We start from the raw sequence: 13,253 nt of genomic DNA on the forward strand, positions 1-13,253 counted from the left end.
AAAAGGCGCCTGTCAAAGGGCGCCTTTTTCATGTCTGCCTGAAATTTTTTGGCGTGAGCTGGATTTCCCCCTCACCCCAGCCCTCTCCCTCAGGGAGAGGGGGAAAGGGAGCCGATTTTTGTGCTTTTCAAATCCGAGTTCGACTCGATATTTCAGGTCGATGTAACTCGAAAGAACACCTCGGTCAGTCCCCTCTCCCTCTGGGAGAGGGCTAGGGTGAGGGGCTTTTCAGGAGCGCCCCAACAACCGCGCCAGCCCCACACTCATCGGCGTCTGCTCTGGCAGCTTGAAGCGCTCCAGCAAGCGAGCATTGTTCGCCCGCGAATGGCGGATATCACCAGAGCGCGCCGGGCCATAGCTGATCGGCGGCAACTCACCAACCACTGCTTCAAGCGCCCCGAGCATCTGCTTGAGGCTCATCGCCTGATTCCAGCCGACGTTCACCGCACCGACTTCTACCTCAGGCTTTTCGATTGCCTGCACCAGCAGATCGACCAGGTCCTCGACATAGAGGAAATCGCGAGTCTGCTCACCATCACCGAACACGGTAATCGGCAGGCCTTTCTGCGCGCGTTCGCTGAAGATGCTGATCACCCCGGAATACGGCGAGGACGGATCCTGGCGCGGGCCGAAGATGTTGAAGAAGCGGAAAATCACCGGCTCCAGCGTATGCTGACGGCGATAGAAATCGAAATAGTGTTCGCCCGCCAACTTGTCCGAGGCGTAAGGCGTCAGCGGCGCTTTGGGCGTGTCTTCATCAATCGATTCGCCCTCACCGTTGTTGCCGTACACCGCCGCACTGGAGGCATACACCACACGCTTGACCCCGGCCAGGCGCATGGCTTCGCAGACGTTCAGCGTGCCGATGAAGTTGCTCTGATGCGTCTTCACCGGATCGTCCACCGAAGCCTGCACCGAAGCCACGGCAGCCAGATGGGCGACAGCGCTGCAACCTTGCATCGCCCGGGCAACCAGAGCGGCGTCGGCGACGTCACCGACAATCAGTTCAACCTGGGGATTATCCAGTGGCAGATTGCTGCGCTTGCCGGTCGACAAGTCGTCGAGGATGCGTACCGAGTGCCCGGCAGCGAGCAAGGCATCGGTCAGGTGCGAGCCAATGAAACCGGCTCCGCCGGTGATTAATACAGTCCCTTTAGCCATGACGGTAGAACCTATCCAGTAAGCCCGGGAGTGCAGCACGCCAGGCGCGCGGCTTGATCCCGAAAGTGTGCAGAATTTTCTTGCAGGCCAGCACCGCGTGTTGCGGCTCCTCGGCAGCGTCCGGCCGTGCGGCGTGGGCCTGAGCGGTCGGCGCTTCGATCGCCAAAGCATGCAGGCTGCGCGCTTCGGTCAAAATCGCCTGGCCGAGCGCCAGCGGTGTGGTCGCTTCGTGGCCGGCGTAGTGGTAAGTGCCCCACAGCGGCGCGGCGCAATCGAGTTGCTTGAGTACCGAAATGATCACTCGCGCGGCATCATCGACTGGCGTCGGGTTGCCACGACGGTCATCGGCCAGGAGCAATTCTTCCGGTTGTTCGGCGCGGGCGAGGAAACGTCCGAGGGTGCCGTCCGGACTGTCATCGAGCAGCCAGCCGAAACGCAGCAGTACATGCTGCGGGCAAGTGGCGCGAACGCTCTGTTCGATGCGCCACAACGCCTGACCGCGCAAGCCGAGGGGCACCGGTTCGTCTTTTTCGCTGTACGCCGTGGCACGCGAACCATCGAACACCCGATAGCTGGATGGCTGCACAAGAACGATGTTGTGGTGCTGGCATAGTTCGGCCAGACGCTCAACCGCGCGCTCCTGCCCGGCCATGCGACTTTCGCTGACGGTTTCGGCCTGGAACCAGTCGAAATAGTAGGCGAGGTTGATCAACGCATCGGGACGGGTGTCGTCGAGCAATTGGGTCAGGCTCGCGGCATCCCAGCCGTTTTCGGGCGGGCGGGGAGCGAGGAAACCGATGTCTTCCTCCGCACCGAGGCGAATCAGCGCCTGCCCAAGGGCATTTCCGCCGCCCAGTAACATAAGGCGCATTCGCATAGAGTCAGCAGGCCCAGTCTGATTGGAACGATGGCTTTAGCGACGGATCTCGTGGAACCGTCGTCGATAATTACCGGAATCGTTGCATTTTGCGGGTTTAGTGCGCAACCGTCATCCGTAAAGTGAACATCCCCGGGATTTGGGTCATGGCCACTGGCCCCTTCGCTGGCAAGCCAACTCCCACAGGGTTCAGTGCTGACCACAAATTCTGTGAACCACCGCAATCCTTGTGGGAGCTGGCTTGCCAGCGATGAGGCCTTGCCAGACGCTGAAGATCCTGAGCGGTACTTGCATCTTCCTCCCTGCGCCCGCATAACTTAAGCCATGAATCTGCCCATCCCCACGGACGCGGCCCTGGCAGGCTTTCACCCCGCCGTCAGCGCCTGGTTCAGCCACACATTCGCGACGGTCACCGCCGCCCAGGCCCGCGCATGGCCGTTGATCCGCCAGCGCCGCTCGACGCTGATCGCCGCGCCCACCGGTTCCGGAAAAACCCTCACCGCATTTCTCGCCGTGCTCGACGACCTCGTCCACCGTGGCCTGGAAAACCCTGAAGGTCTGCCCGACGAAACACTGGTGGTCTACGTTTCGCCGCTGAAAGCGCTGTCGAACGACATCCGCATCAACCTGCAAAACCCGCTCGCTGGGATCACCGAACAACTGCGGCAGATGAACCTGCCGGAAGTACACATCACCACCGCCGTGCGCACCGGTGACACGCCGCAGAAAGAACGCGCGGCCATGCGCAAATCGGCGCCGCACATTCTGGTGACCACTCCAGAATCTCTTTACGTTCTGCTCGGCTCGGAGTCGGGGCGAAAAATGCTTGGCACCACGCGCACGGTGATCATCGATGAAATCCACGCAATGGCCGCCGGCAAGCGCGGCAGCCACTTGGCCCTGAGCCTTGAGCGCCTGCAAGCGTTATGCGCCGAACCGCTGACCCGCATCGGCCTCTCCGCCACGCAGAAACCGGTCGACGCCGTGGCGCAATTTCTGGTCGGCCATGAGCGCCCCTGCGAGATCATCGATATCGGCCACGCCCGACCAAGGGATCTTGGCATCGAGGTGCCGCCCGTGCCGTTGTCGGCGGTGATGGCCAACGATGTCTGGGAACTGGTCTATGATCGCCTCGCTGAACTCGCCCGGGAACACCGCACCACGCTGATTTTCGTCAACACCCGGCGACTGGCCGAGCGCCTCAGCCGGCACCTCAGCGAACGCCTCGGCAAGCACGCGGTGGCGGCGCACCACGGCAGTCTGGCCAAGGAGTTTCGCCTCGACGCCGAACAACGCCTCAAACGCGGCGAGTTGCAGGTGTTGATCGCCACCGCCTCGCTGGAATTGGGCATCGATATCGGCGAAGTCGATCTGGTCTGTCAGATCGCCTCACCGCGCTCCATTGCCGGTTTTCTGCAACGGGTCGGTCGCTCCGGGCACCAGGTCGGTGGCACGCCAAAAGGTCGATTGTTCGCGACCACCCGCGACGACCTGATCGAATGCACCGCCCTGCTCGACTGCGTGCGCCGTGGCGAACTCGATACCCTGCACATTCCGGTTGCGCCGCTGGATGTTTTGGCGCAGCAGATCATCGCCGAAGTCAGCTGTCAGGAATGGCCGGAGGACGCCTTGCTGGCGATGTTCCGCCAAGCTTCGCCTTACTGTGACCTTGACGAAAGACACTATCAGGCCCTGCTGAGCATGCTCGCCGAAGGCTACAACGGCCGACAGGGCATCCGCAGCGCTTATCTGCATCGCGACGCCGTCAGCCGCACCTTGCGTGGCCGGCGTGGCGCGCAACTGACTGCCGTGACCAGCGGCGGCACCATTCCCGACAACGCCGATTACAGCGTGATGCTTGAGCCGCAAGGCCTGAACATCGGCAGCGTCAACGAAGATTTCGCCGTGGAAAGCATCGCCGGCGACGTGTTCCAGCTCGGCAATACGTCTTATCGGATCCTGCGCGTGGAAACCGGCAAGGTACGGGTCGAAGATGCCCACGGCCAGCCGCCGACCATTCCATTCTGGCTCGGCGAAGCACCGGGGCGCAGCGATGAATTGTCGGCTGCCGTGGCGCGCCTGCAAGCGCAGCTCGACGAACTGCTTGGCGCCAGCCCCGGCGACCTGCAACCGGCGCTCGACTGGCTGATCGACACCCTCGGCCTCAACCGCGCCAGCGCCGAACAACTGGTCGAATACCTCGCCCCCGCCCGGCAGACCCTCGGCGCCCTGCCCTCGCAAGACACGCTGCTGATGGAGCGCTTTTTCGACGAATCCGGCGGCACCCAACTGATCATTCACTCGCCGTTCGGCAGCCGCATCAACCGCGCCTGGGGCCTGGCCCTGCGCAAGCGATTCTGCCGCACCTTCAACTTCGAATTGCAGGCCGCCGCCAGCGAAGACGCGATCGTGTTGTCGCTGTCCACCAGCCACAGTTTTGAACTGGATGACATCTGGCGCTACCTGCACAGCAACAGCGCCGAGCACATCCTCATTCAAGCGGTACTCGATGCGCCGCTGTTCGGCGTGCGCTGGCGCTGGAATGCCGGGGTGGCGTTGGCGCTGCCGCGTTTTACCGGTGGGCGCAAAGTTGCGCCGCAATTGCAGCGGATGAAAAGCGAAGACCTGATTGCCAGCGTGTTTCCCGATCAGATCGCCTGCCTGGAAAACCTCGCCGGTGAGCGGGAAATCCCCGAGCACCCGTTGATCGAGCAGACGCTGGACGATTGTCTGCATGAAGCGATGGACAGCGAAGGCTGGATCAATCTGCTGCGGCGCATGGAGCGTGGCGAAGTGCGTCTGATCAGCCGCGATCTGCCGGCGCCCTCGCCGCTCGCGGCGGAGATTCTCAGCGCGCGGCCCTACACTTTTCTCGACGATGCACCGCTGGAAGAACGTCGCACTCAAGCAGTGATCAACCGGCGCTGGAGCGATCCACAATCGACCGATGATCTCGGCGCCCTGGATGCCGATGCGATTGCCGCTGTGCGCGAAGAAGCCTGGCCGACGCCGAACGCTGTGGATGAAATGCATGAAGCGCTGATGAGCCTTGCATGCGTCAGCGAGGGGGAAGTGCAAGCGAATGAAGGCTGGCGCGCATGGCTGGAAACCCTGGCCCGCAGCGGGCGCGCCTGCCGTTTGCAGATCGACTCCGAGCATGGCTTGTGGCTGGCCCGCGAACGCCTGACCTGTCTGCAAGCGCTTTATCCACAGGCCAAATTGCAAGACGAACTGGAGGCGTTACCGGGGTTCGATGAAGCCTGGACGTTCGATGAAGCGCTGATCGAAGTGATCCGCGCGCGCCTCGGTGCCTTCGGACCGCTGCCGTTATCCGCGATTGCCGAACCGCTCGCGCTGCCGACCACTGAAGTCCATCAAGCCCTCGCGCAACTGGAGCGCGAAGGTTATGTGCTGCGCGGTCAGTTCACGCCCAAGGTCAACGTTGAAGAATGGTGCGAACGGCATCTGCTCGCGCGCATTCATCGCTACACGGTCAAGCGCCTGCGCCGGGAAATCGAACCGGTAGCGCTGCAGGATTTCATGCGGTTTCTGTTCGACTGGCAGCATCTCTCGCCTTCTACTCGCGGTCAGGGTAGAGCCGTGTTGCCGGCGATTATCGGCCAGTTCGAAGGCTACGCGGCGGCGGCTTCGGCGTGGGACAGCGATATCCTCCCGGCGCGATTAAAAGACTATTCGCCAAGTTGGCTGGATGAGCTGTGCCGCAACGGCAAACTGGTGTGGACGCGCCTCAGTGCCCGGCAAAAAATCAGCGGTACGGCGTTGCGCAGCACGCCTATCGTGCTGCTGCCGCGCAGTCAGGTCGGCCTGTGGAGTGCGCTGGCCGAACAGACGCCGGTGAGCGAACTTTCGCCGAAAACCCAGAAGGTTTTTGAAGCCTTGAGCCAGCACGGCGCGCTATTTTTCGATGAGCTGATTCATGAAGCGCACCTGCTGCGCACCGAGCTGGAAATCGCCTTGCAGGAACTGGTCGGCGCCGGCCTGGTGAACGCCGACAGCTTCGCCGGCCTGCGCGCGCTGATCACCCCGGCGAGCAAGCGCCAGCAGCGCAGCAGTCGGCGCGGGCGCGGCGCGTTTGTGGGTGGGATGGATGATGCCGGACGTTGGGCATTGCTGCGGCGCGGGGCGGCTGTGGATAACAGCGAAATCCTTGAACATGTCGCGATGACATTGTTGCGGCGCTATGGCGTGGTGTTCTGGCGTTTGCTGGAGCGCGAGGCGGACTGGTTGCCGAGTTGGCGCGAATTGCTGCGCACGTTTCATCGGCTGGAGGCGCGCGGCGAGATTCGCGGCGGGCGGTTTGTGAGTGGCTTGGCGGGGGAACAGTTTGCCTTGCCCGAAGCGATTCCGCTGCTGCGCGAAGCACGGCGACGGCCGCATGACGGCAGTCTGATTGCGGTGTGTGGGGTGGATCCGCTGAATCTGGCCGGGACGTTGTTGCCGGGGGTGAAAGTGCCGGCGCTGGTGAGCAATCGGTTGGTGTATCGCGATGGTTTGCCAGTAGCAGCCGAGATTGCCGGCAAGCAGCAGTTCTGGCTCGAGCTGGATCAGATCGGCATGGAGCTGGTGCGCAGCAAATTGATCCGGCATTGAGGTTGGCAGGTCTGGCGTCATCGCGAGCAGGCTCACTCCTACAGGGGAACGCATTCCAAAATGTAGGAGTGAGCCTGCTCGCGATGGCGTCGGTAATCCCACCTCAAAATCCGGCAGTTAAGTCCGCGATTCCTGCGGCACCTCGTTCGCCACCACAGCCCCCTCCTGCTGGCGCTTCGGCAACAAAACCTGCTGTGGATAAGTCTGCGCGAAATGCACCACCGGACTGTTATCCACAAGCTTCTTCAAGCGCTGGTTGAACGCGCGGCTCACCGCATATTGCCCACCCGACACCGTCCTGAACTGCGCCGTCAGCACCACACCGTTCAAATCCATCTTGTCGACGCCAAACACATCCAGCGGCCCTTGCAGGTTGTACTTGAGGAACGGGTCTTCGCGGATCGAATCACCGGTCTCGCGGATCAGCTCAATGGCTTTATCCACGTCCGTGTCATAAGTGAACTGCACCGAGAAAAACGCAAAGGCAAACTGCCGCGATTGGTTGGTCACAGCCTTGATCTGGCCGAACGGCACCGAGTGCACAAAGCCCTTGCCGTCGCGCAGACGCAGGGTACGAATGGTCAACCCCTCGACCGTGCCGGCGTGCCCGGAATCGAGCACCACCCAATCACCAATCGACAGGGTGTCCTCGATGATGATGAACAGCCCGGTGATCACGTCCTGCACCAGTTGCTGCGAACCGAAACCGATGGCCAGACCGACCACCCCGGCACCGGCCAGCAGTGGCGCAACGTTGATTCCCAGGTTAGCCATGGTAGTGATCGCGCAAATCACCACAAGGATGATTTTGATCGCGTTGCGCAGCAGCGGCAGAATGGTTTTTACCCGCGTACTTGGCTGGCGTGCGCCGCGCTTGCTGACCGGTGGTTTCAGCGCTTCCTGAATTGCCGTGTCGAGTACCACCCACAGTAACCACGTCACCAGGAAGATCAGACCGATGCTGCTCAGCGCGTTGCTGATGGCCCGACCGACCGTGCTGCTCTGGGCAAAATCGAGCAGCGACACGCCCCAGATCCGCCCGAGGATATCGATGAACGCGATGGCGATGACAATCCTCAGCAAGGCGTGCAGCAGGCTGAGAAAACGCTCCTTGTAGGCACTGCTGCGCTGGATCGCTTCGGCTTTTCGTGACTTGAACAGATGCTGCAGGATCGTGCTGAGGAACACCGTGCCGATCAGCAGCACCGTGGTGAACAGCGCGCAGCGCAAGGCTTTCTGATTGTCCTCGCCGATGCCGATCAGATTGACCGCAGAGACCAGCACCATCAGCACGATCGGCCAATACCACAGCCCGGAAAAAATCCGCAGCGACTCCTGCAACGAGGGCTGTTTCAGCCGCTGGCTCAGCGAGCGATTGCGGATCAGGTGTGCCACCGGGCGACGCAGGCGAATCACCAGCAAACCGAAAATGATCGAGGCGACCAACCCGGTAAACACCGCGATGCTGCTGGTGATATTGCCACCCAATTGACGGGCGATCTGCGGGCTGGTCAGCGCATCGCTGAGAGCAGCGAGGAAGCCGATCAGGAACAGCGGGCGCGGGCAATAATCACGAATGATCCGCGCCGCCGGACGTTTATGGCCGACGTTGAACATCACCACCACGCACAGCAACATCGAAGTCGAAAAGATGCCGCTGCTGGTGGCGTAGGCCAGACACAGCGCCAGCGCGCGTCCGACCGAGGCTTGCAGAAAATGGCTGACATACAACGTCAACGGCAGACAGATCAGCGCCGGCACGGTGTACGGCAGCAAGTAACCGAGCAGATCCTGACTGCGCTGACGGGTGCGCAACCAGCGACCCTCACGCAGGCGTTTGGTCAACAGGCTGCCGAGCACGGTGAGCAGCGCGAAACTGCCGAGCCAAGTGCCGGACAACAAGAGGAAATCCCCGGCGACGCTCCAGCCCGAGCGATTCGACGGCTGGTTGACCAGTTTGTCGACTTCATCGGCGGCGCGATCGGCGCGCAGGCGCCAGGCGTCGACCAGGTGTTCGTTGAGATCGAGCTTGTCCTGGACGTCGTCGATGCTTGAACTGATCGCACCGAGCAGACCACCCTGCACAATCGGTTCAGGTTTGGCCGCTTCTTCGGTGGCGGCCGGGATGCCCGGTAATGCGGCGGCGTCGATTTCACTGGCGCCGAGAAACAACAGTGCTCCCAGCAGCATAGCGATCCTGAACTTGACCAAAACTCCGATCTCCCTTGGCTGAACCTGTAAGGAACTGATCGGTAATTGCACAGCAAGTTCAAGAGCACCCTCACCCCAGCCCTCTCCCGGAGGGAGAGGGAGCTGACCGAGTTGCCTGCGAGAAGTACACCGACTTGCAAATCCGGAGTCGAACTCAAACCCTGAAAACCATGAAGATCTGCTCCCTTCCCCCTCGCTCCCTCTGGGGGAGAGGGTTGGGGTGAGGGGGAGCGCTTTTGATCTTCACCTTAAAGACGTGACCGTCCGTAATACCGTCGAAACTTTCCCGCACCGCCCGCAGTCATCAAAAGATACCGGCAACACGAGGACTTTCGACGGGAGGGTGGCATGGCGACGATTCACATCGGTATTTCCGGCTGGCGCTACGCACCGTGGCGCGGGGACTTCTACCCCAAGGGACTGGCGCAAAAACGCGAATTGCAGTTCGCGTCGCGAGCGGTCAACAGCATCGAAATCAATGGATCGTTCTACGCCTTGCAACGGCCCGAACGCTACGCCCAGTGGTACGCCGAAACACCCGACGACTTCGTCTTCAGCGTCAAGGCTCCACGCTTCATCACCCATATCCGTCGCTTGCGCGAGATCGAAAAACCACTGGCCAATTTCTTCGCCTCCGGGGTGCTGGAACTCAAGGAAAAACTTGGCCCGATCCTTTGGCAATTCCCGCCAAACTTCAAATTCGAACCCGAGCGCTTCGAACATTTCCTCGCGCTACTGCCCCACGACACCGAAGCCGCCGCCACCCTCGCCCATCAGCATGACTCGCACTTGCACGGCCAGGCGAGCATGAAAGCCTGGCGCAAGAAACCGTTGCGCCACGCGGTGGAAATCCGCAACGAAAGCTTCATCGATCCGCAGTTCGTGCGCTTGTTGAAACGCCACAACACCGCGCTGGTGATCGCCGACACCGCCAACAAATGGCCGTACCGCGAAGACCTCACCAGCGACTTTGTCTATTTGCGCCTGCACGGCGCCGAAGAGCTCTACGCCAGCGGCTACACCGCGCCGGCCCTCAAGCGCTGGGCCGAGCGCATCGACGCCTGGCACCACGGCGAGCAACCCAAAGATGCGCATTTGATTGCGCCACGCCTGAAACCACGCGCACGCAAATCCCGCGAAGTGTTCTGCTACTTCGACAACGACATCAAGGTCCGCGCGCCCTACGACGCACGAGATCTGCTGCATCGCTTCGAACTGGATAAAGACCTCGCCACCCGCCCCGGCGAGACGGCTGGCGAAGGAGTGCTGCCATGAGCATTCCAGAACCGGTCGGCTTCACGGATGAAAGATCGGTGGTCGCGCCTTCGGTTCGCACCTTCACGGTGCTGACGGTCAACACTCACAAGGGTTTTACCGCGCTCAACCGACGCTTCATCCTGCCGGAGTTGCGCGAAGCGGTGCGCAGCGTCGCGGCCGACGTGGTGTTCCTGCAGGAAGTCCACGGCACCCATGAACAGCACCCCAAGCGCTACAACAATTGGCCGACGATGCCGCAGTACGAATTTCTCGCTGACAGCCTTTGGCCGCAGTTCGCTTATGGGCGCAACGCGGTGTACCCGGAGGGCGATCACGGCAACGCACTGCTGTCGAAATTCCAGATCATCCGCCACGACAACCTCGATGTGTCGATCAGCGGCCACGAGAACCGAGGCCTGCTGCATTGCGTGCTGCGCCTGCCCGGTGACGGCACCGAAGTGCATGCTATCTGCGTGCATCTGGGCCTGCGCGAAAGTCATCGCAATGCCCAACTCGATCTGCTCATGAAACGCCTGGCGGAATTGCCCGACGACGCGCCGGTGATCGTCGCCGGCGATTTCAACGACTGGCGCCAGCGCGCCGATGCGCAGCTCAAACCTTGTGGCCTGCGCGAAGTGTTTGCCGAGCATCAGGGCAAACCGGCGCGCAGTTTTCCGGCGCGGCTGCCGACGCTGCGCCTCGATCGTATTTACGTGCGCAATCTCAAGGCCAGCGTGCCGAAAGTCCTGGCAAACCGCCCCTGGTCGCACCTTTCCGACCATGTACCGTTATCGGTGGAGATCGAACTATGAGCAGTGCACCACTGGAGAAATCCGCCGTGGAACCGATCGCCATCACCCCGCCGATACGCGAGCCCGGCCACGTTGATGTCGAGTACCGCTGGCAGGGCAACAACCGTGTCGAGCTGCTGGAAAACGGTGAAGAGTTTTTCCCGCGAGTCTTCGAAGCGATGCGCGCGGCGAAGAGTGAGATCCTCCTCGAGACCTTTATCGTTTTCGAAGACAAGGTTGGTGCCGAGTTGCAGGAGATTCTGATCGATGCCGCCCGGCGCGGCGTGCGCACCACCGTCAGCCTCGACGGCTTCGGTTGTGGCGAGTTGACCACCGCTTATCTCACCGCGCTGAGCGAGGCCGGAGTGCATTTGCAGATCTTCGACCCGGCGCCGAAACGCCTGGGCATTCGTACCAACTGGTTCCGCCGTTTGCACCGCAAGATCGTGGTGGTCGACGGCTTGATCGCGTTCATTGGCGGGATCAATTTTTCCGGCGATCACCTGGCCGATTTCGGTCCCGAAGCCAAGCAGGATTACTCGGTGCAAGTACAGGGTCCGGCGGTCGCCGACATTCACCACTTCGCCCTGCTGCAAAGTGGTCGCCCCGGACGCGCACGTTTCTGGTGGCAACGCCGGCGCCAGCGTCGCGCCGAGATGGCCTTCACTGATCACGACGGTCAGGTGCGCCTGGTGTTCCGCGACAACGACCAGCACCACAGCGATATCGAAGACGTGTATTTGCAGGTACTGCGCCGCGCCAAACGCCGCGTGGTGATCGCCAACGCCTACTTCTTCCCCGGTTATCGCTTGCTGCGGGAAATCCGTAATGCGGCGCGGCGCGGGGTGGAGGTACGCCTGATTCTGCAAGGCCAGCCGGACATGCTGGTGGCCAAACTCGCGGCGCGCATGACCTACGATTATTTGCTCAAGGCCGGCGTACAGATCCACGAATATTGCCAGCGCCCGCTGCACGGTAAAGTCGCGCTGGTTGACGACGAATGGAGCACCGTCGGTTCAAGCAATCTCGACCCGCTGAGCCTGTCGCTGAACCTTGAAGCCAACGTGCTGATCCGCGACCGCGCCTTCAATCAGCACTTGTTCGAGCGCCTTGAAGACCTCAGCCAAAACCACTGCAAAGCCATGGACGCCAGCCAGTCACCGCGTGGCCGTATCTGGCACATGACCGTGGGTTTTCTGGTGTTCCACTTTCTGCGGCATTTCCCGGCGATGGCCGGTTGGCTACCGGCGCACAAACCAAGGCTCAAGCCGTTTCGAGGTGACCGTTCATGAACCATGCCGAGGTGCATTCCGCCCAGCCTTCGGGGCCAGCAACGCACTCGAAATGGAGCCGCTGGAAGCGTCCGTTGACGCTGCTGTTTTTCCTCGCGCTGATCGTGTTGCTGACGCTGTTCGCCACGCGCATCGAATGGGCCGAGGTGCTGCAAACCCTTGCCGATTTCAAAGTGCGCACATTGATTATCGCCGCCAGCCTGACCCTGCTGAGTTTTCTCGTGTATGCCAGTTTCGACCTGATCGGTCGCACTTACATTCGTCAGGACCTGACCTGGAAACAGATTCTGCCGGTAGGAATCATCAGTTATGCGTTCAACCTCAATCTCAGCGCCTGGGTCGGCGGCATCGCCATGCGTTATCGGCTGTATTCGCGCCTTGGCGTGAGCAAAGGCAACATTGCCAAGATTCTCGGTTTGAGTCTGGCGACCAATTGGTTCGGCTACATGACCATTGCTGGCGTGGTGTTCAGCAGTGGGCTGGTGACAATGCCGCCAGGCTGGAAAGTCAGCAGCAGTGCGTTGCAAGGCATCGGCGTGCTGTTACTGCTGATCGGCGCGGGATATCTCGCGGCCTGTCAGTTTTCCAAACGTCGCGAGTGGTCGATTCGCGGCGTGGAAATCAATTTGCCGTCGTTGCGCATGGCGGTCCTGCAATTGTTGTTGGGGGCATTGAACTGGTCGCTGATGGCGGCGGTGATTTTCACCTTGCTGCCGAGCAAACTGGATTATCCGTTGGTGCTGGGCGTGTTGTTGATCAGTGCGATCGCCGGGGTCATTACGCATATTCCGGCGGGGCTTGGGGTGCTGGAGGCGGTGTTTGTGGCATTGCTGCAACACGAGGCTTCGCGGGGCAGTCTGGTGGCGGGACTGTTGGCGTATCGGGCGATTTATTTTCTGCTGCCGTTGTTGATCACAGTCGTGATGTATCTGGTGGTTGAGGCCAAGGCCAAGGCACTGCGAATAGAGAAGAAACCCAGACATTAGAATCAAGATCAAAAGATCGCAGCCTTCGGCAGCTCCTACAGGGAGAATACATTTCAAATCTAGGAGC

8 protein-coding genes are annotated in these 13,253 nt (G+C 61.1%); 5 read left to right on the forward strand and 3 right to left on the reverse strand.

Going from position 1 to position 13,253, the window contains the following annotated elements:
- Positions 1-228: 228 nt before the first annotated feature.
- Together U6037_RS25790 and U6037_RS25795 are read right to left on the reverse strand one after the other, a co-directional pair.
- On the reverse strand, positions 229-1,161 hold the full coding sequence (locus U6037_RS25790; RefSeq protein ID WP_322844968.1) for an NAD-dependent epimerase/dehydratase family protein: 933 nt from the start codon (positions 1,159-1,161) through the stop codon (positions 229-231).
- Positions 1,154-2,038, reverse strand: a complete 885-nt coding sequence (locus tag U6037_RS25795; protein ID WP_150650668.1) for a sugar nucleotide-binding protein — start codon at positions 2,036-2,038, stop codon at positions 1,154-1,156. Before U6037_RS25795 ends, U6037_RS25790 begins: the two co-directional genes overlap by 8 nt.
- 324 nt (positions 2,039-2,362) lie before the next feature.
- On the opposite strand from U6037_RS25795, the gene U6037_RS25800 reads away from it, so the two are divergent.
- The gene (locus U6037_RS25800) at positions 2,363-6,649 is read left to right on the forward strand and encodes a DEAD/DEAH box helicase (protein ID WP_322844969.1); all 4,287 of its coding nucleotides are present in this window, start codon (positions 2,363-2,365) and stop codon (positions 6,647-6,649) included.
- A 117-nt stretch (positions 6,650-6,766) separates the two neighbouring features.
- Here the strand turns inward: U6037_RS25800 and U6037_RS25805 are convergent, their stop codons facing one another.
- On the reverse strand, positions 6,767-8,860 hold the full coding sequence (locus tag U6037_RS25805) for a mechanosensitive ion channel family protein (RefSeq protein WP_322844970.1): 2,094 nt from the start codon (positions 8,858-8,860) through the stop codon (positions 6,767-6,769).
- A 348-nt stretch (positions 8,861-9,208) separates the two neighbouring features.
- Between U6037_RS25805 and U6037_RS25810 the strand changes: the two genes are divergently transcribed.
- The 4 genes from U6037_RS25810 to U6037_RS25825 are packed head-to-tail and all read left to right on the forward strand — an operon-like array spanning position 9,209 to position 13,186.
- Complete coding sequence (locus U6037_RS25810) at positions 9,209-10,135, forward strand: DUF72 domain-containing protein (protein WP_322844971.1); 927 nt, start codon at positions 9,209-9,211, stop codon at positions 10,133-10,135.
- Entirely contained in the window at positions 10,132-10,929 is a 798-nt protein-coding gene (locus tag U6037_RS25815) for an endonuclease/exonuclease/phosphatase family protein (protein ID WP_322844972.1), read from the forward strand. Before U6037_RS25810 ends, U6037_RS25815 begins: the two co-directional genes overlap by 4 nt.
- A complete protein-coding gene (gene clsB / locus U6037_RS25820; RefSeq protein ID WP_322844973.1) occupies positions 10,926-12,200 on the forward strand; it encodes a cardiolipin synthase ClsB in 1,275 nt (424 codons plus the stop codon). The genes U6037_RS25815 and clsB overlap by 4 nt, the downstream gene beginning before the upstream one ends.
- Positions 12,197-13,186 (forward strand): lysylphosphatidylglycerol synthase domain-containing protein, encoded by a 990-nt coding sequence (locus tag U6037_RS25825; protein WP_322844974.1) that lies wholly within the window; start codon positions 12,197-12,199, stop codon positions 13,184-13,186. Before clsB ends, U6037_RS25825 begins: the two co-directional genes overlap by 4 nt.
- Positions 13,187-13,253: the final 67 nt, after the last annotated feature.

The organism is Pseudomonas sp. B33.4 (assembly GCF_034555375.1).
Lineage (GTDB): Bacteria > Pseudomonadota > Gammaproteobacteria > Pseudomonadales > Pseudomonadaceae > Aquipseudomonas.